We start from the raw sequence: 21,924 nt of genomic DNA on the forward strand, positions 1-21,924 counted from the left end.
CAGAGATTGTGATAATTGATCTATCAAGGCCTGTCCCAGTACGGAACTTCACCGAAACATTCGATGAAAAAATCAATCACCGTCCGCACCTTCACCGACAGCCGCCGACTCCCCGGCCACAGCACCGCGATCTGCTGCGGTTCGAGGCTGTTCGACACCTGATAGTCCCCCAGCACCGGCACCAGCGTGCCTTCACGTACCGCCTCACCAATCAGCCATGACGGAAACATCACCAGCCCCAGGCTTTGTTCGGCAGCCTGGGTGAGGGTGTCGGCGTGGTTGCCGGTGATCGGGCCTTTGACCGAGTAAGGCGTCCAGTCACCCTGACCCTGGCGGAAAAACCAGCGCTGCTGGCCAGTCGCGCCCTTGTAGGCCAGGCACTGGTGCTGCGCCAGATCCTGCGGGTGTTGCGGAGTACCGTGGCGCTCGAGATAAGCCGGGCTGGCGGCGACCTGAAAGCGATGCGGCGCCAGAATCCGCGCCTGCATGCTCGAGTCGTGCATCGGACCGATGCGAAACAGCAGGTCGGCGCCTTCCTGCAACGGGTCGACGTAATGGTCGGTCTGCTGGATGTCCAGTTGCAGCTTGGGATAACGCGCGCACAGTTTGCCGAGCCACGGCGTCAGATGCCTTTGACCGAATACCACCGGCGCGTTGATCCGCACCAGCCCGGTGGGTTCGCTTTGCTGTTCCTGCAACGCCTGCTCGGCTTCCTCCAGTTGCACCAGCATCAGCCGCGCGTGGTGGCCGAGCATGCGTCCGGCCTCGGTCGGCGTCACGGCGCGGGTGTGGCGGTAGAGCAATTGCTGGTTCAGCGCCTGCTCCATCAACTGGATCTGCCGCGAGATCGAAGAGGGCGCCACGCCCTCGCGCCGGGCGACTTCGGAAAAACTGCCGTGGTCGAGCACCGCCACAAACAGCCTGAGTGCCTTGAATCCCAGTTCATTCAGCCCGTGCATGGATCTTCCTGCTGTGCGAGTTGCGCAAAAGTGTTGTCTGGATGCTCCCATTTATCGCATAGCTACGCCAGCCGATAATCCGCGCCATCGTTTACTTGTGTGGATTGTGGATATGCAGATGTTGGATGAAGTGAGTGGGGCGGCGCCGGTCAGCAAGCCAGGGTTGCGCCTGTTGTTGCTGCCGCTGGTGATTCTGGCCGGCATGGGTTTGTCGGTGGAGGCCGGGTTGCTGGGGCCGTTGGGGGAGCAGGTCGGGCATCTGTGGGCGACTTTGAGCATCTTCGGCGTGGGTTCGGCGATTCTGCTTTTGCTGCTGTTGTTCGCCGGCCCGCAGAAAGGCCCGGCGCTGACCGATCTGCCGCGCTGGCAATTGATTGGCGGGTTTCTTGGGCCGATGTACGTGGTGGTGCTGACCCTGGCGACGCCGCATATCGGGATTGCGATGACGATGATTGCGATTCTCTCGGGGCAGGTCGGCAAAAGCGTGTTGATCGACCATTTCGGCTGGTTTGGCGCGGCGCGCAAGAAGGTCAATGCCGAGCGCTGGCTGGCGTTGGGGTTGATTGTGGTAACACTGGTTTTGATTGCGCGGGGATGAGTGATGAGTCTGGTTATTTTGTTGGCAGTGGTGGTGTTGGCGGGCGCGGTGTTGAGTGTTCAGGCGGCGATCAATGGACGCCTGGGTGAAACCGTCGGGGTGTTGCGCAGCAGTCTGCTGACGTTTGCCGTCGGGGCTGTGACCACCGGATTGTTGATCCTGTTTTTTGAGCCGGCGCAGGAGGTCAGCCTCTTGGACGTGCCGAAGTGGCAACTCACCGGGGCGCTGTTCGGGGTGGTGTACATGATGGTGATGGTCGGGGCCGTGCCGGTGGTGGGAACTGCAGTGGCGACGGTGGCGGTGATTGTCGGGCAACTGGGGATGGGGATGTTGATCGACAATTTTGGCTGGCTGGGGAATCCGGCGATCGAGCTTTCGTCTTCGCGGGTGTTGGCGATGGTGTGTCTGGGGTTGGCTTTGGTTTTTATGTATCGGAGTAGTGTTCGTCGTTCTGATTGAGTTTTGGGTGTATATCCGTTTTTTGGGTGAAGGCTGATTAGGGTTCCGCCCTTACGGCGGGTCACTTTTGGCAAACGCCCCAAAAGTAACCAAAAGGTCTGTGCCCTGACGTTCGGCCCTCGCCTAGGCTCGGGTTCCTTCGCTGCGGGATTCATCCGGGGGGCAGCGCCTACGGTTTGCTTCGCTGCACCTCCTCTCGCTGTGTTTGGCTGCGCCAAACGGTCGCTGCGCTCCCACCCCCGGATAAATCCCTCCACTCAGCCTGCCGACGGGCCTTGAGATCAAAAGCGGTACTCGAGCTAACGCTCATTGTGTTGAGTGGGGCGGCTTCGCCGCATGGGGTGCGCGCAATCTGTACTGTAGGAGCCAGCCTGCTGGCGATGGCGGCCTACGAGCCGACCAGTCTCTAACTCAATTCACTCAGTCCAAATGTGGGAGCTGGCTTGCCAGCGATGGCGGCCTGTCAGCCGACCAATTTCTTAATGAATGTACCCAATCCCATGTAGGAACTGCCGAAGGCTGTGATCTTTTGATCTGCTTTGGCTCTGGCTCCGGCTTTTGATGTGGCTTTTGATCTTCAGCCCCTTCGGCAGGCCGAGCGTAGGTGTCCATCCGGGGGTTAGGCGCGTAGCGCCATGCGGCGAAGCCGCATACATCGAGAGGAGGTGCAGCGAAGCAAACCGTAGGCGATGCCCCCGGATGGACACCGTAGCGAGGGAACACTGAGCCTCAGCGAAGTGCCGTACGCCGGGGCAAAGCCTTTTGGGTTACCTTTTCGGCGTCTGGAAAAGGTGACTCGCTGTAAGAGCGAAACCGCCAGCGGCAGCACCCGAAGCAACGGATATTCACCCAATCCCCCAAAAAAACCAGATCAACAGATCGCAACCTTCGGCAGCTCCTACACTGGTATCTACGGCTTATCCCAAAAGCCCCAGACAACCACCAAAAAAGGAGTCTGCCCCATGCCCGATAGAAAATGCGATTGCCCCAACTGCAAATGCACCATCAAAGAAGGCGACCACTCTTACGCCGTACACGGCAAACACTATTGCTGTGAAGCCTGCGCGCACCACCACAAGGACGGTGCGGAGTGTTCAAGCAAAGGCTGCCATTGCGCCCACCCCAAATAATCCCGCGCATAAAAAAGTGGAGCCTAATCAGGCTCCACTTGCAGTTTCAGGCTTTCATCATCCAGCCGTTCGGTATGGCGGACCGTGCCTTGCAGTCGTCGACCGTTAACCCGCACCACCACGGTTTTCGCCTGGTCGAGGTCTTCCGGTAACGGCGCCGGCACGCGCAGGGCGAAGCTATAGGGGTCGTCTTCGACAGCCTCAAGACCGACCTGACAGTCCACGCTTTTGGTAATACGACCGAACAGAGTGTCCAGTCCGTAATCCAGATGCGCCGGGCTGAAGATGCTGGTCATTGTGTACGCCCCCAAAGAGTCCCCATTGCCTGGCGAGAGTCTAGCTCGCCGGTCGCCATGTGACATTTTCCACGCCGAATTTCTCCGCCATCGGTTTGCTGGTCTTTTGCACTTTTTCCCGGCCAAAGCGCGGGATGCGACCCACGCCGGCGTCGCAACTTGCCCAGTGCCACGCCTCGGCATTGTCCATCTTGTCCGAGCGGATAATGAACGACTTAGGCGTACCGTGAAGGGTGTAATCGATGACAAACAGTTTTGCGTTGTTCATAAAGCCCGTATTCCTCCCTGTGGTATTAGAAGGATCGCGGCGCGTCGGGAAAATTCACTCGGATTGTCCGACGGTATCTATCGTTGGCGACGCATGGACGCAGTGGTTACCATGGCCGCTCCGCCAACCCCAATGAATGCTCGCCATGGCCCTCGCCGCACCCCCCGATCTCACGGATACCGATGTGCCGGTGCAACCGCTGGCGCGTACCTATCCGCGTGGTCTGTTCATCGAGCCGCACGAGCATGTCTGGGGGCAGTTGCTGTATGCGATGAGCGGGGTGATGTGGGTCGAGACCCCGCATGAGGCGCTGGTGGTGCCACCGCAGCGCGCGGTGTGGTTGCCGCCCGGGGTGCCGCACGGGATTCGGGTGGTCTCGGACTTGCAGATGCGCAATATCTACCTGCGCCCGGTGCTGGCGGCGACGCTGGATCCGACGGTGCAGGTGATCGAGGTTGGTGGGCTGTTGCGTGAGTTGATCGTCGGCCTGGTGGAGCAGGGCGATAACGGTGAGCCGGCCTATTACGACGCCCTGGTCGGGCTGGCGTTGCTGGAGCTCAAGCGCGCCCGGCGCTCACAATTGAAGATCCCGCTGCCGGACGATTCCGACCGGCGCCTGATGAACCTGTGCCAGGCGGTGATGGCCGCGCCGTCGCTGGAGATCCCGTTCGAGCAGCACGCGGAAAATGCCGGGGCCAGCGTGCGCACGTTGGCGCGGCTGTTCAAGGACAGTCTCGGCATGGGCTTCGCCGAATGGCGGCGGCAGGTGCAGCTGGCGACGGCGGTGGCCGAGTTGATTCAGGGCGTGCCAGTGAGTGCGATTGCTTGGGAGCTGGGGTATTCGCCGAGCAGTTTCAGTGACATGTTCCGGCGCGAGCTGGGCGTGGCGCCTTCGCAATTCTCCACGGGCTGAACACAATCCTGTGGGAGCTGGCTTGCCAGCGATGGCTTCGGCACATTCAACGTCTTCATGGCAGACAAGCGCTATCGCTGGCAAGCCAGCTCCCACAAGGTCATGTGGTGACTTTCCAAGTTGGCCGAAATTCAGAAGTCCTTGGCCGATACCGCTGCCGATCCTTCCCTAGACTCTGCCCATTCTTTTAACGCGGCGGAGTTTCCTCCATGAACTACCTGATTTCGCTGGCCATCGGTCTGGGTGTCGGCCTGCTTTATGGCGCACTGGATTTCCGTTCCCCGGCGCCACCGGCCATCGCGCTGGTGGGGCTGCTCGGAATGCTCGCGGGTGAGCAGTTGTGGCCGATGGGCCGGCAACTGGTCGCCGGTTGGTTGTCCTGAATTCTTTTTTTCCTTTGGTGGATGTCCTCATGAAAGCACTGCAATTCGATAAAACCGGCGATCTGTCTTCCCTGCGTTTCGTCGACGTACCGACCCCGCTGCCCGGCGCGGATGAGGTGCTGGTCGAGATCAAGGCGGCCGGTCTCAATCCCAGTGACGTGAAGAACGTGCTCGGGCGGTTTCCGTACACCACATTGCCACGGATTCCCGGGCGTGATTTTGCCGGTGTCGTGGTCGAGGGACCGCAGGCGTTGCTCGGTCAGGAAGTCTGGGGCACCGGGCGTGAGCTGGGTTTTTTCGCCGATGGCTCCCATGCGCAATTCGTCAAATTGCCGGCCAATGGCGTGGCGCACAAACCGTCGCACTTGAGTTTCGCCCAGGCGGCCAGCCTCGGCGTGCCTTACACCACGGCGTGGGATGCGCTGGAGCGCAGTTTGGTGACGGCTGATACGCGTTTGCTGGTGATCGGCGGCGGTGCGGTGGCCACGGCGGCGTTGGCGCTGGCCAAGGTGCGCGGCGCGCAGATACTGGCAGCGGCGCGTCGGCCGGAGCAGGTCAACGAGTTGCAGGCGCAAGGCTTCCAGACGATTCAGCTGGATAAACCCGAAGACCTCGGCGCGCAGGTCAACGCGGTGTACAGCGGTGGCGCTGACGTGATCTTCGACACCACCGGTTTCTGGCTGCCGGCCTCGGTGGCGGCATTGGCCGCGTTCGGGCGCATCGCGATCATCGCCGCACCGGTTGACGGCCATGTGCAGCTGCCGGCGTTGGCGTTGTACCGCAAGGGTGGTTCGGTGGTCGGGATCAATTCGCTGCTGTACGGCGTGCAAGCCTGCGCGGCGATGCTTGAGCAGTTCGGGCGGTTCTTTGATGAGGATCTGTTGCCGTTGCCGCAGGGGTTGGTGGAGGTGCCATTGGCGCAAGGGTTGCAGCGCTATGCAGAGGTGAATCAGGGCAGTGGCGACAAGGTCATCCTCATCCCCTGATCTTCCAGACACCGCATAACCTGTGGGAGCTGGCTTGCCAGCGATAGCGGTAGAACAGTCGATGAAGATATTGACTGGACTGATGCCATCGCTGGCAAGCCAGCTCCCACAGGGTTTGTTGTTGTATTCAGGATTGCGGGACGCCGTTTTCCCACGCCGACCAGTTTTTCAGAATGTCCTGCACCAGCGGATTGCCGGCGCGATAGAGGTTTTCCAGCGCCGGCACAAAGCCGCCCTGATCGGCGTATTTCAGCAGATTATCCACTTCACTGCCGCCCGGTGCCGGCCGATCAAAGTCAGAGCCGGCACGCACCACGGCCAGACGCTGCACATCCACCAGACCTTCGCGACTGGCACGCAGCAGCGCTTCATAGGTGGAGTTGTCTTCCTGTTGCGTGGTGCAGTACTCGCCCTTGTTGTCGGTCAGCAATCGGGTCCAGACCTCGGCGCGTTCGCTCAGGCGTGTACCGGAGAACCAGGTGTTGCCCGCCAGCGTGTCGCAGCGCGTGACCACGGGCGGCTGATTGGCCGGGGCCGACGGGTATTTGCGGCGCCACGCCGCCGACTCCTTGCTCTCGCTCAGTTCGACCTTGTGGCTCAGGGCGAAGGCTTTGGCCTGCAGTGTCGGGTTGAGTTCGAAGACTTCGGTCTTGTAGTCCAGCGGCGGCTTTTCGTTGGGACCCTTGGTGTTGATACCGAGGTAACCGGTCGGCCAGCTCGCCGGCGCATCGCGCGAATCCAGCTCCCATTGCGTGCCGAATTCCACCAGATAATGCGCCCATGCGGCGGTGCCGATGGTGCCGTGTTTGGGGCTGATGCCGGCGATCCCGGCGATCAGAAACCAGCTTTTGCGTAGGTCGAATTTCGGCGACAGGGCCAAGGCCAGGGTTGAAGCGGCGGCGTTGGTCTGGCCCATGCCGGTGGTCAGCAGGCACACCTGTTGTGCGTTGCAGCGGATGGTCGGGTACTCGGCGGACAGGCCCGGTACACGGATTTCCTGCTTGAGATCGAGGCGCTCGATCCAGTTCTGTGCCTCGGGGGCGAACATGGTGATCAGCACCACTTTCGGCTGGATCGGCGCTTCAGTCGCCCACGCCGTGGAAGAGAGCAGGGCCGCAGCGGCCAGGGTCAGACGCGTCATTGCTTGCATGAGAATCTCCTGATTTCAGAACTGGTAGCCGATGCCGGCGTAGTAACCCCAACCATTGGAGCGTGCGCGGAAATTGCCGTCGCCGAAGTTCAGCTCGCTGCCGTCTTCCCAGTTGCCGCCGTTGTGGAAGTAACGGCCGACCAGGGTGAAGCGCAGGTGGGTGAACGAATACAGCAACACGTTGGTCGCCACCGTGGCGTTGGCGGTGCGCGCCGGGTTGTCCTTGTGGATGTCTGAGCCGAAGTCGAAGTTGGTGAAACCGATGTAGGTCAGCGACGCGCCGTTGCTGAATTTGTCGATGGGCACGATGTATTTAAGCTGCGCGCGGTAGCCGTCCCACGAATATTCATTGCTCGCGCCATAGTTTTCCCACTGGTAGCGCCCGTACAGGTTGGCCGACAGATTGACCCGCGAGTGGGTATCGATATCGGTGCCGAAGCCGCTGTACAGGGTGTTGGCGCGGTTCTCCTTGCGGCTGCCGTGATCGTAGATCCAGTCGAACGCCACGTACCATTCCTTGAACGGGCCGATGGCCAGGCTGCGGCCGGCGAGGTAGTCGATGGAGATGCGCGGCTCGTGTTCCATGAACACCGGTGAGCCGTGATCCCACACGCCTTTGTCGTGGCTGTTGCCGATGTTGAAGATCTTCGGAATGTCGACGTAGCCATACAGCTCGAACGGACCCTTGCGCCCGAAGTACTCGTATTCCAGATAAATATCGTCGGCTGGTTGCGGGCCGAAGCTGATGTCCTTGCTGCCGATCAGTGTCAGGTCCTGGTTGTACCAGTCCGACAGATAAGCGCCTTTTTTCGGCGGGGCCGCTTCCGGGCTGAGGGCTTCACCTTGGGCGGATTCGTCGGGCAGGGCCGGTTGTGCCAGTGCGCCGTGGCTGAGAACTCCGGTAACGCCGGTCAGTAGCAGGGAAACAGCAAACGTGCGCGCAAATGGGGCGCGAAGAAGAGAAGCAGCGTGCATTCAAAGTCCTTTTTTTGCGGATCGAGGCCCGGGTTCTGCGGGTCTGTACGGTTTTGTTACGAAAAAGCCGTTATAGGCAGGTCGCAAACGTTTGCACAACACGTACCAAGTCGCCCACGGTGCCCTGTATAGGAGCTGCGGCACGCTGCGATCTTTTGATTTTGCTTTGAAGATCAGGATCAAAAGATCGCAGCGTGCCGCAGCTCCTACAGGGTGATGTAGCGTACATGGAGATCAGTGTTTACTGGCCGAAACCCCTGTTCTAGACCGCCCTAGTATTAAAGTATTAACACCATTTAATCAGTGCTCCATCGCGGGGCGTCTACTAGCTTGTCAGGCATGACGCGGTTTTGTGATGACCGTCGCAGTCTTGATTCGCGTGTGGAATAAGCACGGCTACACGCCTTCAAGGAAGAATTTGGCCACGACAAGGAGTAGCCCGTGGAAGCAAGGTTTGGTGTCGCCCTCGTTTCGCGTTTTTCCCCACTTTCCCTTGCTGTGCACCTGAGCGTCGCCGGACTGTTGTTCGGCGGGGTCAGCGCGCCTGCATTGGCCACGTGCTCCACGGCAGGCTCCACGGTGACCTGTACCGGGGTGCCGACGCTGCCGCTGTTTCTCAACAATTTCGCCAGTGCCACCAGCGGCCTGACGGTCAACGTAAACTCCGGGGCGCAGATGAACGCGACGCTCGGCGGCCACGTGATGGACCTGACCGGAGTCAATATCAGCCTGAACAACTCCGGGACGATCGACCCGGCGCTGCTCGGGCTGGTGTCTGTTTTGAGCGGCGGTGCCTTCATCGGTACGGGCGCAACCAGTACGGCCAGCGTGCTCAACAATGCCAGCGGGATCATTCGCGGTACCGGCATGCTGCTCGGGCTCAACCTGACCAGCCTCGACGGTCTGGGTATTGCGGTGAACAACGCTGCAGCCGGCACCACCAGCATCACCAACAACGGCACTATCACCTCGACCGGACTCTCGGTCGGCGGCATCACCCTGGCCGACACCCCGGTGGTCGGCGTGTACGGTGGTTCGCAGGTCAATATGACCAACAGCAGCACCGGCGTCATCAACGGCCGGATCGCCTTCGAGACCTCGGCGGCGGGCAACACCTTCACCAACGCCGGTGCAATCACCGGCGGCGTGTCGATGGGGGCGAGCAGTACCAACACCTTCACGGCGGTAACCGGCTCCAGCGTCAACGTGGGTGACGGCGTGCAGGTCAGCGTCGGCCTCGGCGGACTGATCGGCATCAACCTGACCTTCGCCCCCACCGGTACCGTCGACGGCGGCGCGGGCGGTACCAACAGCCTGATCCTGCAAAACCCGGCCGGTGTCGGCGGCGGCACCACCGGGGTCGGCACGGCGTCGAGCGCCACTTACGTCAACTTCAACAACCTGACCATCAACAGCGGCACCTGGACCTTGCAGGGGCCACTGGTCAGCGGCGCGACCACGCTCAATGGCGGTGTCGCGCAGTTCAACAACAACGCCACGTTCGGCAGCGGGGTACTGACCTCCAACGGCGGGATCCTCCAGGCCAGCAACGCCGGGTTGAACCTCAGCAATCTGATCTCCCTCGGCGCCGGTGGCCTGACCGTGCAGGGCACCAACGCCACCACCCTGAGCGGGGTGATTTCCGGCAGTGGCGGCTTGAGCAAAGTCGGTGCCGGGCAACTGAGCCTCAGCGCTGCCAACACCTACCTGGGCAACACCACGCTCAACGGCGGCACCGTGCAGTTGGGCAACAACCTGGCGCTGAGCACCGGTACCGTCAACGTCACCGGCGCGACCACCTTGAGCGCGCCCGGCACGATCAACCTGAACAACGCCATCAGCCTCGGCGGCACATTGACGGCCGGCGGTACCGGCGCACTCACTCTCGGCGGCTTGATCACTGGCAGCAGCGGCCTGACCAAGACCGGCAGCGGCAGCCTGACCCTCAGCGGCGCCAACAGCGGTTATACCGGCACTACCACTTTGAGCGCCGGCAGCCTGCTGGTGACCAACAACAACTCGCTGGGCAGCGGCGCGCTCAACACCGCCGCCGGCACCAGTCTGGACAGCACCGCCAACGTCACGCTGGCCAACAACATCGGCATGACCGGTGCGCTCAACGTGCTCGGCAGCAATGCCCTGACCCTGGGTGGCGTGTTGTCCGGCACTGGTGGCATCACCAAGTCTGGCACCGCGAACCTGACCCTGAGCGGCAACAACACCAACAGCGGCAGTACGGCGCTTAACGCCGGTAGCCTGTTCGTTGGCAGCAACACCGCGCTGGGGACCGGTGCGCTGAGCGCGGCAGCCGGCACTACGCTGGATGCGACCACCGCTGTGACCCTGGCCAACGCAGTCGCGCTGGCGGGCGGAGTGACCATCGGCGGTACTCAGGCACTGGGCCTGAGCGGCGTGATCAGCGGCGCCGGCAACCTGATCAAGAACGGCACCGCGAACCTGAGTCTCAGCGGCAACAACACCTTCACCGGCGGCACGGCGCTCAACGCCGGCACGCTGATTGTCGGCAGCAACACCGCGCTGGGCACCGGCGCATTGACCACGGCGGCAGGCACCACCCTCGACGCCAGCACCGCTGTGGCCCTGACCAATGCGGTCAGCCTCGGCGGCAACCTGAACATCGGCGGCAGCGCCGACCTGACCCTGGGCGGCATCGTCAGCGGCAGTGGCGGGCTGACCAAGAACGGCGCGGCCAATCTGATTCTCAATGGCGCCAACACCTTCCTCGGTCCCGTTGCGTTGAACGCCGGCACCATTACGGCGGGCGCGAATGCGGCGCTCGGCAGCGGCAACATCACCGTCGGCGGCGTGGCGACGCTCGACAGCAATGCGGCGGTGACGTTGAACAACAACGTCATTCTCAACAACAGCCTGGGGATCGGCGGCAGCAACGCGCTGACGCTCGGCGGCGTGATCAGCGGTACCAGTCAACTGGTGAAAAACGGCACCGCCAATCTCACCCTCAACGGCACCAACACCTACAGCGGCGGCACCACCCTGAATGGCGGCAGCCTGACCGTCGGCAACGGCGCGGCACTGGGCACCGGCGCCTTGTCGGTGGAAGGTGCGGGCACCCTCAACAGCAGTTCCGCTGTAACCTTGAACAACAACTTGATTCTCAATGCCAACCTCACCACCGGTGGCGCCAATGCGCTGACCCTTGGCGGGGTGATCAGCGGCGTCAACGGATTGATCAAGACCGGCGCATCAAGCCTGACCCTGACCGGCAACAACACTTACACCGGCACCACCGCGCTGAATGCCGGTTCGCTGGTGGTCGGCTCCAACACCGCTCTGGGTACGGGGGCACTGAACGCTGCGAACGGCACCACGCTGGATGCCAGTACCGCTGCGACCCTGGCCAACAACGTCAACCTCGGCGGCACGCTGACTGTCGGCGGCAGCAATGCGCTGACCCTCGGCGGGGTGGTCGCCGGCATCGGTGGGCTGACCAAGAACGGCGCGGCCGACTTGACCCTCAACGGCGCCAACACCTATTTCGGCAACACTGCACTGAACACCGGCAAACTGATTGTCGGCAGCAACAGCGCGCTGGGCTCCGGCACGTTGAACGCGGCGGCCAACACCACGCTGGACGCAAACACGGCGGTCAGCCTGAACAATGCCGTGGCACTCGCCGGTGCCTTGAATATCGGTGGCACGGCAGATCTGACCTTGACCGGTCTGGTCAGCGGCGCCGGCAGTCTGGTGAAAGACGGCGCGGCCAATCTGATTCTCAATGCGGCCAACAACTACCTCGGCGGCACCACGTTGAACGCCGGTACGCTGACCGTCGGCAACAGTTCGGCGCTGGGTTCCGGCGCACTGACCGTCGCTGGCGCTGCCACACTGGACAGCAATTCGCCGCTGGTCAGCCTCAATAACGGCGTCACTCTCAACGCTGGATTGACCGTCGGCGGCACGCAGAATCTGACCCTCGGTGGCGTCACCAGCGGCAGCGGCCAATTGATCAAGAATGGCGCAGCGAATCTGACGCTCAATGGCAACAACACTTTCAGTGGTGGCACTACTCTCAACGCGGGCACCCTGACCCTGGGCAATGCCAACGGCCTGGGCAGTGGTGGCTTGACCGTCGGCGGCGCGGCGACCCTGGATAACAGTGCCTCGTTCGGCATCGGCAACGCGATCACCCTCAATGCCGGGCTGACGGTGGCCGGCAATAACGACCTGAGCCTCAACGGCATCATCGACGGCGCCGGCAGCCTGACCAAGAACGGTCTGTCGGATCTGACCCTGGCCGGCAACAACACCTTTACCGGCGCCGTGAACATCGTCTCCGGCAGCGTCACCACCCTCAACACCAACGCGCTGGGCAACACTTCCGGCGTCAACATCAGTGCCGGTGCCGGCCTGAATCTCGGTAGCGATGCCAGCCTCGGCGCGCTGACCGGCAGCGGCAGTGTGCAACTGACCGGCAGCAACACGTTGACCGTCGGTGGCGGCAACGTCACCAGCACCTTTGATGGAGATCTCAGTGGCAGCGGTGGCCTGACCAAGGTCGGCACCGGCACCTTGAACCTCACCGGAATCAACGGCATCACCGGCAACACTGCGATCAATGGCGGTACCGTGGATCTGTCCGGTTCGCTGGGCAGTGCGCAGGTCAACGTCAACACCGGCGGTACCCTGACCGGTAGCGGCTCGGCGCTTGGCACGGTGAACATCAACAACGGCGGTCATCTGGCGCTGTCCTCGGGCAATACCTTGTCGGCCAGTGGCCTGACCCTTGGTGCCGGCAGTAATGTTGACGTCGCCCTGGCGACACCGTCGACCACCTCGCTGATGAACGTCGGCGGCAACCTGACACTGGACGGCAATCTCAACGTCAGCGATGCCGGCGGTTTCGGCGTCGGTGTGTATCGCCTGTTCAACTACACCGGTGCCCTGACCAATCTGGGCCTGGACGTCGCCAGCGTGCCGGTCGGCTATGGCCTCGGCGATCTGGTGGTGCAGACCGGTGTGGCCAATCAGATCAACATTCAGGTGTCGGCACCGAACGTCAATATCCGTTACTGGGACGGCAGCCAGACCATTGCCAACGGCGTGGTCGATGGCGGCAGCGGCACGTGGAGCGCGGTCGGCACCAACTGGACCGATGCCAACGGTCTGGTCAACCAGCCATGGGCCGGTGACTTCGCGGTGTTCCAGGGTGCTGCGGGCACTGTGACGGTGAACGGCACGCAAGCGTTCACCGGCATGCAATTCCTTACTGATGGCTACAGCCTGGTCAACGGTGCGGCGGGGCAACTGACCGCCGTCAATGGCACCGGCGGGACCACGGCAGTGCGGGTCGATCCGGGCGTGACCGCGACCGTCGGCGTCAATATCGATGGTAGCGGCATCCTCAACAAACTCGACACCGGCACGCTGGTGCTCAACGGCGCCAACACCTACAGCGGCGGCACGCAGCTGGACGGTGGCAAGATCATTGTCGGCAGCAACACCGCGCTGGGCAGCGGCACACTGACCGCCAACGCCGGTACGCAACTGGACAGCAACACCGCCGTAACCCTCGGCAACGCCGCCACACTCAACGGCAACCTGACCGTGGTCGGCAGCAACGCGCTGACTCTCAACGGGGTCGTTGGCGGCACGGGTGGCCTGATCAAGAATGGCGCGGCCAACCTGACCCTCGGTGGCAACAACGCCTTCCTCGGGCCGGTGGCACTGAACGCGGGCGGTCTGATTCTGGCGTCGAACAGCGCGCTGGGCTCGGCCACCCTGAACGCGGCGAATGGCACCACACTGGATGCCAGCGGCGCCTTCACGGCGGGTAACGCGATCAACCTGGCGGGCAACCTGGGTATCGTCGGCAGCAACGATCTGACACTGAGCGGCGCGATCAATGGCGCCGGCAGCCTGACCAAGAATGGCGCGGCCAACCTGATCCTGAGCGGGGCCAACAACTTCCTCGGCGGTGTCACCCTCAACGCCGGCACCCTGACTGCCGGCAGCAACGGCGCACTCGGTCTGGGCAACCTGACCGTGGCCGGTGCCTCGGCGCTGGACAGCAACACCTCGGTGTCGCTGGGCAACAACGTGGTGCTCAACGCCAATCTGACCAATACCGGCAGCAACGACCTGGCCCTCGCAGGCGTGATCAGTGGCGCGGGCGGGCTGATCAAGAACGGCGCGTCGAACCTGACGCTCAACGGCATCAACACTTACACCGGTGGCACCACGCTGAATGCCGGTACGCTGAACCTTGGCACTGGCTCGGCACTGGGCAGCGGTGCTCTGACCGTTGCCGGTGCTTCGAGTCTCGACAGCAGCGCGCCGCTGGTGCTGGCCAACAACATCAACCTCAACGCCAACCTCGGTCTGAGCGGTAACAACAACCTGACCCTTGGCGGCGTGATCGCCGGGGCCGGCACTCTGACCAAAAACGGTCTGGCCGACGTGACGCTGTCCGGCAACAACACCTTCAGCGGCACTTTCGATGTGCTCTCCGGCAGCCTGACCACCCTCAGCGGCGCGGCATTGGGCAACAACGCCACGGTCAATCTCGCGGGCGGCGCGGCGCTGAATCTCGGTGCTTCGGGCAGCCTCGCCAGCCTGACCGGCAGCGGTACCGCGCTGGTCGGCACCGGCAACACCCTGAGCCTGGGTGGCAACAACGTCAGCAGCACCTTCGCCGGCATCCTCAGCGGTGACGGCGGACTGACCAAACTCGGCACGGGTACGCTGACCCTCAGCGGCATCAACGACCTGACCGGCGATACCAACGTCAACGCCGGCACCCTGCAGGTCAACGGCTCGCTGGCCAGCGGCAACGTGCTGGTCAACAGCGGCGGCACTCTGGGTGGCAGCGGCACCCTGACCGGTGCGGTGACGGTGGCCGATGGCGGGCATCTGGCCGGCGCCACTGGCAGCACCCTGTCGGTGAACTCGCTGGTGTTCAACGGCAACTCCAACTTCGATGTCGGCCTCGGCACGCCGGTCTCCGGTGGTGGGAACGCACTGGTGAATGTCGGCGGTAACCTGACCCTCGACGGTACCCTCAATGTCAGCGACATCGGTGGTTTTGGCAGCGGCGTGTATCGCCTGATCAACTACACCGGCGGCCTGACCGACAACGGCATGCTGATCGGCACGGTGCCGGGCAGCGTCACCCCTGGCGATCTGACCCTGCAAACCGCGCTGGCCAACCAGATCAACCTGCTGGTCACCGCACCGGGCGTCACCGTGCAGTTCTGGGACGGCAATCAACTCGTCGCCAACGGTTCGGTCGATGGCGGCAGCGGTACCTGGGGCACCGGCACCACCAACTGGACTGACGTCAACGGCACTACCAATCAGGCCTGGACCAACAACTTCGCGGTGTTCCAGGGTGCGGCGGGCACTGTGACTGTCAACGGCGCACAATCCATCACCGGCATGCAGTTCGTCACCGATGGCTACAGCCTGGTGAACGGCACGGCGGGTTCGCTGAATCTGGTCAACGGTTCGCTGGGCAACGCCTCGGTACGGGTCGATCCGAACGCCACCGCGACCGTCGGCGTTGCGCTTAACGGCAGCGGCACCCTCGGCAAATACGACAGCGGTACGCTGGTGCTCAACGCCGCCAACGGCTACACCGGCGGCACCGCACTCAACGGCGGCAAAATCGTGGTCGGCAACAACGCCGCGCTCGGCAGCGGTGTGTTGACCGCTGCGGACGGCACTGCACTGGACAGCAACGCAGCGGTCAGTCTCGCCAACGCTGTGGTGCTCAATGGCGGCTTGACCGTCGCCGGCTCCAACGCCTTGACGCTCGATGGTGCGGTCAGCGGGGCGGGCAGCCTGATCAAGTCCGGTGCTTCGAGCCTGACCCTCAACGGCAGCAACAATTACAGTGGTGGTACGCAGCTCGCTGGCGGCACATTGGTGCTGGGCAATAACAGCGCGATCAGCAGCGGTGCATTGAGCGTGACCGGCAACGGTAGCCTCGACAGCAGCTCGGCGCTGCAACTGGCCAACGCGATCAATCTGGGGTCGCAACTGACCCTGGCCGGCAACCAGAACACCACGCTGCTCGGCGCCATCACCGGCACCGGCAGTCTGGTGAAAAACGGCAGCGCTGACCTCGTGCTGAGTGGTGCCAATACCTACAGCGGCGGCACCACGCTGAACGCTGGCACTACCACTGGCGACACCAGCAGCCTGCAAGGCGCCATCGTCAACAACGCAGCGCTGACCTTCGCGCAGAACGCCGACGGCAGCTACACCGGCAACCTCACCGGCGCCGGCACGCTGAACAAGACCGGCACCGGCCAGTTGCTGCTGACCGGCAACAACACCTTCACCGGTGACACTTCAGTGCAGGCCGGCAACCTGATCGTCAACGGCGTGCTCAACAGCGCCAACGTCAACGTCGCCAGCGGCGCGAAAATCGGTGGCAGCGGGCAACTGGGCGGCAACGTGCAACTGGCCAGCGGTGCGACGCTGAGCGGTGGCGGCTCGGCTACACCGTTGTCGGTCGGCTCGCTGGCGCTGTCCTCGGGCACCAACCTGGACTTCAGCCTCGGCTCGGCCGCCAGCTCCACCACAGTGGTCAACGTCGCCGGCAATCTGACCCTCGACGGTACGCTGAATGTCAGCAACGCCGGCGGCTTCGGCACCGGGGTTTATCAACTGTTCCGTTACGGCGGCAGCCTGACCGACAATGGTCTGGTCTACGGCAGCCTGCCGGTATCGGCGGCCAATCTGACCCTGCAAACCGCGATTGCCAATCAGGTCAACCTGCTGGTGCAGGGCAGTCCGGGTGAAGTGCAGTTCTGGAACGGTGGCACCACCAATCCTGACGGCAGTATCGGTGGCGGCAGTGGCGTGTGGGGTCCGGGCACCAACTGGACCGATCCGAGCGGCACGCAGGCGCTGGCGTCCAATGGTCAATTCGCAGTGTTTGGTGGCCAGGCCGGTACCGTCACTGTGCAGGGCAATCAGAACTTCACCGGTCTGCAGTTCCTCACCGGCGGCTACAGCCTGGTGCCGGGCGCTGGCGGTACGCTGACGCCAGTCAACGGTGCGGACGGCAGCCTGGCGCCGGTGCGGGTCAATGCCGGGGCCAGTGCTGAAATCGACGTGCCGCTGATCGGCACCGGCGGTATCGAGAAACTCGATTCCGGCACCCTTGTGCTGACGGGTGCCAACACCTACAGCGGTGGCACCACCGTCAGTGGCGGTACGCTGATCGGTAACACCACCAGCCTGCAAGGCAACATCACCGACAACGCCACACTGGTGTTCCAGCAGAATGCCAATGGTCAGTTCAACGGCATCCTCAGCGGACTCGGGGCGATGGCCAAACGCGGCGCCGGCACGTTGTTGCTGACCGGTAATCAACCGTTCAGTGGCACGGTCTCGGTCGATCAAGGCGTGTTGCAAGTCGGCAGCCGTGCGGCCCGGGCTTCGTTGGGCGCACAAGTCATGGTCGCCAATGGCGCAGGCCTGAGTGGTAATGGCAGCGTCGGTTCGGTGGTCAACCATGGTGTGGTGGCTTCCGGGGGGGCTGACGGCACCTTGAGCGTGGCCGGCAACCTGACCAACAGCAGTGATGGTGTGCTGGCGCTGACGGTCAGTTCGCCAACCGCGACACCGTTGGCGGTGGGCGGTACGGCGGCATTGGGCGGCGGTCTGGTGGTCAACAGCCTGGCGCCGTTCACCGGCAATACCACTTACTCGTTGATCACCGCGGGCGGTGGTGTGACTGGCACCTTCAGTACCGCCGACCTGCCGCAGTACGCGTTCCTCGACAGCTCGCTGGTCTACGGTGCCGACTCGGTCACCCTGGCTGTGAGCCGCAACGACAACTCGTTCGCCGATGTCGCTACCACGGGCAACCAGCGCGGCACCGCCACGGCACTGTCCAATAACGGTGCGGCCGGTGCGGCGTTGCAGAACCAGATCGTCAACCTCAGCGTGGCCGGTGCGCGTAATGCGTTCGACAGCCTCTCCGGGGAAATCCACGCCAGTACCGCCAGCGCCATGCTTGAGGATTCGCGCTTCATCCGTGAAGCGGTGAATGACCGCATGCGTCAGCCATCGTGCAGCGCTGCGGACGATCCGCGCAGAACCCTGGCACCGAGCGACACGCAACTGAGCAGCAACGGCTGCCATGGGGAAATGGTCGGCTGGATCCGGGCCATCGGTGCCTGGGGTGACATGGGCGGCGACAGCAACACGGCGAAGGTCGATCGCAACCTCGGCGGTTTCATGCTCGGCACCGACAAGGCGCTGGATGACACCTGGCGTGCCGGGATGGCGGCCGGCTATACCCGCAGCAATCTCAATGCGCATGATCGCAACTCCGATGCCAAGGTCGACAGCTACCACCTGGCCGGTTATCTGAACTCGCAATTCGATGCACTGGCAGTGCGCCTCGGCGCGGCTTACAGCTGGCACAGCATCGAGACCAAACGCGATGTCAGCGTCGGCAGCTACAACGATCGCCTGAAGGCCGATTACGACGCACGCAGTGCACAGGTGTTCGGTGAAGTGGGTTACGCGATCAACGCCGGCGGTGTTGCCATCGAACCGTTCGCAGCGCTTGCCTACGTCAACTACGACAGCGATACCGGCAAGGAAAAAGGTGGAGTGGGGCGCCTGAAGGCCGACGCCGATCAGGACATCACCTACTCGACCCTCGGGGTGCGCATCGGCAAATTGGTGACCCTGGCCAATGGCAGTCAACTGACGCCACGCGCGGCCATCGGCTGGCGGCATGCCTACGGCGATACCAAGCCTGACGCTGACCTGACCTTCATCGACGGCGGCGCCTCGTTCAGCACCCAGGGCGTGCCGATTGCCAAGGACAGCGCACTGCTCGAAGCCGGCATCGACTTCCAGGTCACCCCGACCGGCAAGCTGGGCATCGGCTACTCAGGCCAGGTGTCGAGCGACAACAACGACAGCGCGTTCAACATCAGCTTCAGTCAAAGCTTCTGAATCATGGTCGAAGTACTTTAGCCGCCCGAAAGGGCGGTTTTTTTTGCACAATCAAAAGCCTTTGTGGCGAGTGATTTCTGCACTGAGGTAGGAACGAGATGGATCTGTCGAAGCATTTGTTACATCTGGAAAACCGCCTGCTGTCGCGCGCCGTGCGCGAGGACCCTGCTGAACTGGCGAGACTGATCGCGGACGACTTTGTCGAATTCGGCGCCAGCGGCGGCATCTGGAACAAATCCGCTGTGCTGGAAGCGCTGCCGCAGCAAGCGTTCGCCCAACGTACCGTCAGTCAGTTCACGTTCAAGCTGTTGTCGGAAGATTCGGCGCTGGTGACGTATCACTGCCATACCGTCGCTGTCGGCCAGCGGGTGCCGGCGGACAGCCTGCGCAGTTCGGTATGGCGGCGGCAGGGGGAGCAGTGGCAGATGGTTTTTCATCAGGGCACCTTTTGTGCCCGGCCGTGAAACAGTGGTGACCCGTCGATAGCTTTCGCGAGCAAGCTCGCTCCCACAGGGGATCTTCAGTGAAAGCAGCATTTGTGGCTGGCAGTGAACAAAATGTGGGAGCGAACTTGCTCGCGAAGGGGGCCGAACACTCAGCGCAAAAATCTGCTGGCCCGCGCTCTGCTAGAATCCGCCCCATCAACTGCCAGAGACTCTCCCATGAGCGAGCCGATTCGTCTGACCCAATACAGCCACGGTGCCGGTTGTGGCTGCAAGATTTCCCCGCAGGTGCTGGAAGTGATTCTGGCCGGCAGCGGAGCGCAGAACCTTGACCCGAAACTGTGGGTCGGCAATGCCTCGCGTGATGACGCGGCGGTGTACGAGATCGATGCCGAGCGCGGGGTGGTGTCGACCACCGACTTCTTCATGCCGATCGTCGACGACCCGTTCGACTTCGGCCGTATCGCCGCGACCAACGCGATCAGCGACATCTATGCGATGGGCGGCGATCCGTTGATGGCGATTGCGATCCTCGGCTGGCCGGTGAATGTGCTGGCGCCGGAAGTGGCGCGGGAAGTGATTCGCGGCGGGCGTGCGGTGTGTGACGCCGCCGGCATTCCGCTGGCCGGCGGGCATTCGATCGATGCGCCGGAGCCGATCTTCGGCCTGGCCGTGACCGGTCTGGTGGAAAAGCGCCACATGAAGCGCAACGACACCGCCACCGCCGGCTGCCTGCTGTATCTGACCAAGCCGCTGGGCATTGGCATCCTCACCACCGCCGAGAAAAAGGGCAAATTGCGTCCCGGCGATGTCGGTGTGGCCCGCGACTGGATGTGCACCCTGAACAAGCCCGGCAGCCGTTTCGGCAAACTGGCCGGCGTCACCGCAATGACCGATGTCACCGGTTTCGGCCTGCTCGGGCATCTGGTGGAAATGGCCGATGGCAGCCACCTGACCGCTCGTATCGGCTACAACCATGTGCCGCGTCTGGACAGCGTCGAGTACTACCTCGAACAGGGCTGTGTCCCCGGTGGTACCTTGCGTAACTTCGACAGCTATTCGAGCAAGCTCGGCCGTCTGCAGGAGTTGCACAAGCGCGTGCTGTGCGACCCGCAGACCAGCGGCGGCCTGCTGATTGCGGTCACTCCCGAAGGTAACGACGAGTTCCTCGCCGTCGCCGCCGAACTGGGCTTGAACCTGGCGCCGATCGGCGAGCTGGTCGAGCGACAGACCCACGCAGTCGAGGTGATCTGATGTCACGCGACTGCACCGATTACCGCGATATTTTCCTCAACGACCGGCCAATGATGGATGCGCGTGCGCCGATCGAGTTTGCCCACGGCGCGTTTCCCGGCGTGGTCAACCTGCCGCTGATGAACGACTGCGAGCGCGAGCAGGTCGGAACTTGCTACAAGCAGCATGGACAACAAGCGGCCATCGCCCTCGGTGAGCGGTTGGTGTCTGCCGACGTGCGTGAGCAGCGCATTCAGGGCTGGGTCGAGTTTGCCCGGGCACATCCTGACGGCTACCTGTATTGCTTTCGCGGCGGCCTGCGTTCGCAGATCGTCCAGCAATGGATCAAGGAGCAGGGCGGGATCGATTACCCGCGGGTCGGCGGTGGCTACAAGGCGATGCGCACGTTCCTGCTGGAGACCGTCGATCAGGCCGTGGCCGAGTGCGATCTGGTGCTGCTGGGCGGCATGACCGGCACCGGCAAGACCGAATTGCTGGTGCAGTTGCGCAATGGTCTGGATCTGGAAGGCCACGCCAATCATCGAGGATCGAGTTTCGGCAAGCGCGCCACCGGGCAACCGACCAATATCGATTTCGAAAACCGTCTGGCCGTTGATCTGCTGAAAAAACGCGCCGGAGGGATCCAGCAGTTTGTGCTGGAAGACGAGAGCCGGGTAGTCGGCAGTTGTGCCTTGCCACTGCCGCTGTACCGAGGCATGCAAGTGGCGCCGATGGTCTGGCTCGAAGACAGCCTGGAGCAGCGGGTCGAGCGGATTCTGCAGGATTACGTGATCAACCTGCACGCCGAGTTTGTCGCGGTGCATGGCGAGCAGGGCTTTGCGCTGTATGCCGAGCGGCTGATTGCGAGTTTGAACAATATCCAGCGCCGGCTGGGCGGCGAGCGCCATCAGCGGATGTTCCTGCAGATGGAAGAGGCCTTGGCCGAGCAGGCGCGCAGCGGATCGGTCGAGGCGTTCCGTGACTGGATCAGCGTGTTGCTACGGGAATATTACGACCCGATGTATGCGTTTCAGCGTGAGAAGAAGGGCGGGCGGATCGAGTTTGCCGGGGAGCGCGGGGCGGTGCTGGAGTATCTGCGTGAGCGAGCCAGCCAGAAAGATTGAGGTTGTAGCGGCTGGCCTCTTCGCGAGCAAGCTCGCTCCCAC

At 62.8% G+C, this 21,924-nt stretch carries 15 protein-coding genes; 10 read left to right on the forward strand and 5 right to left on the reverse strand.

All coding sequences use genetic code 11. The features are described 5' to 3' along the window. Positions 1-23 precede the first annotated feature (23 nt). Complete coding sequence (locus PMI25_RS06480) at positions 24-959, reverse strand: LysR family transcriptional regulator (protein ID WP_007968883.1); 936 nt, start codon at positions 957-959, stop codon at positions 24-26. Between the two features lie 112 nt (positions 960-1,071). Between PMI25_RS06480 and PMI25_RS06485 the strand changes: the two genes are divergently transcribed. The 3 genes from PMI25_RS06485 (at position 1,072) to PMI25_RS27995 (ending at position 3,146) form a co-directional block, all read left to right on the forward strand. Further along, positions 1,072-1,557 (forward strand): DMT family transporter, encoded by a 486-nt coding sequence (locus tag PMI25_RS06485; protein ID WP_007968886.1) that lies wholly within the window; start codon positions 1,072-1,074, stop codon positions 1,555-1,557. A 3-nt stretch (positions 1,558-1,560) separates the two neighbouring features. Next, complete coding sequence (locus PMI25_RS06490; RefSeq protein ID WP_007968889.1) at positions 1,561-2,016, forward strand: DMT family transporter; 456 nt, start codon at positions 1,561-1,563, stop codon at positions 2,014-2,016. 962 nt (positions 2,017-2,978) lie between these two features. Next, on the forward strand, positions 2,979-3,146 hold the full coding sequence (locus PMI25_RS27995) for a metallothionein (RefSeq protein WP_007969539.1): 168 nt from the start codon (positions 2,979-2,981) through the stop codon (positions 3,144-3,146). Positions 3,147-3,169: 23 nt separating this feature from the next. Here the strand turns inward: PMI25_RS27995 and PMI25_RS06495 are convergent, their stop codons facing one another. Both PMI25_RS06495 and PMI25_RS06500 read right to left on the reverse strand, forming a co-directional pair. Beyond that, positions 3,170-3,442, reverse strand: a complete 273-nt coding sequence (locus tag PMI25_RS06495; RefSeq protein ID WP_007969537.1) for a hypothetical protein — start codon at positions 3,440-3,442, stop codon at positions 3,170-3,172. Positions 3,443-3,482: 40 nt separating this feature from the next. Then, a complete protein-coding gene (locus PMI25_RS06500) occupies positions 3,483-3,710 on the reverse strand; it encodes a DUF6555 family protein (RefSeq protein WP_003223528.1) in 228 nt (75 codons plus the stop codon). Between the two features lie 145 nt (positions 3,711-3,855). Between PMI25_RS06500 and PMI25_RS06505 the strand changes: the two genes are divergently transcribed. From PMI25_RS06505 to PMI25_RS06510, 3 genes are all read left to right on the forward strand, one after another. Beyond that, positions 3,856-4,623 (forward strand): AraC family transcriptional regulator, encoded by a 768-nt coding sequence (locus tag PMI25_RS06505; RefSeq protein ID WP_177325697.1) that lies wholly within the window; start codon positions 3,856-3,858, stop codon positions 4,621-4,623. 209 nt (positions 4,624-4,832) lie between these two features. Beyond that, entirely contained in the window at positions 4,833-5,006 is a 174-nt protein-coding gene (locus tag PMI25_RS28000; RefSeq protein WP_007969534.1) for a DUF1427 family protein, read from the forward strand. A 29-nt stretch (positions 5,007-5,035) separates the two neighbouring features. After that, on the forward strand, positions 5,036-5,992 hold the full coding sequence (locus tag PMI25_RS06510) for a quinone oxidoreductase family protein (RefSeq protein ID WP_007969533.1): 957 nt from the start codon (positions 5,036-5,038) through the stop codon (positions 5,990-5,992). A gap of 127 nt (positions 5,993-6,119) precedes the next feature. Here PMI25_RS06510 and PMI25_RS06515 read toward each other — a convergent pair whose 3' ends face one another. Both PMI25_RS06515 and PMI25_RS06520 read right to left on the reverse strand, forming a co-directional pair. Further along, positions 6,120-7,142: a purine-nucleoside phosphorylase gene (locus PMI25_RS06515; protein WP_007969532.1), complete on the reverse strand. Its 1,023-nt coding sequence runs from the start codon at positions 7,140-7,142 to the stop codon at positions 6,120-6,122. A 15-nt stretch (positions 7,143-7,157) separates the two neighbouring features. After that, on the reverse strand, positions 7,158-8,117 hold the full coding sequence (locus tag PMI25_RS06520) for a nucleoside-specific channel-forming protein Tsx (RefSeq protein ID WP_007969531.1): 960 nt from the start codon (positions 8,115-8,117) through the stop codon (positions 7,158-7,160). A 441-nt stretch (positions 8,118-8,558) separates the two neighbouring features. Between PMI25_RS06520 and PMI25_RS06525 the strand changes: the two genes are divergently transcribed. From PMI25_RS06525 to mnmH, 4 genes are all read left to right on the forward strand, one after another. Next, a complete protein-coding gene (locus PMI25_RS06525) occupies positions 8,559-19,082 on the forward strand; it encodes an autotransporter-associated beta strand repeat-containing protein (RefSeq protein WP_024164436.1) in 10,524 nt (3,507 codons plus the stop codon). A 98-nt stretch (positions 19,083-19,180) separates the two neighbouring features. Further along, positions 19,181-19,546 carry a nuclear transport factor 2 family protein gene (locus tag PMI25_RS06530; protein WP_007966619.1) on the forward strand — a complete coding sequence of 122 codons (366 nt, stop codon included), beginning with the start codon at positions 19,181-19,183 and terminating at the stop codon, positions 19,544-19,546. 198 nt (positions 19,547-19,744) lie between these two features. After that, complete coding sequence (selD, locus tag PMI25_RS06535) at positions 19,745-20,779, forward strand: selenide, water dikinase SelD (protein ID WP_007966620.1); 1,035 nt, start codon at positions 19,745-19,747, stop codon at positions 20,777-20,779. Beyond that, positions 20,779-21,882 (forward strand): tRNA 2-selenouridine(34) synthase MnmH, encoded by a 1,104-nt coding sequence (gene mnmH, locus PMI25_RS06540; protein WP_007966621.1) that lies wholly within the window; start codon positions 20,779-20,781, stop codon positions 21,880-21,882. Before selD ends, mnmH begins: the two co-directional genes overlap by 1 nt. Positions 21,883-21,924: the final 42 nt, after the last annotated feature.

Origin of the sequence: Pseudomonas sp. GM30, from assembly GCF_000282275.2 — a bacterium.
Lineage (GTDB): Bacteria > Pseudomonadota > Gammaproteobacteria > Pseudomonadales > Pseudomonadaceae > Aquipseudomonas.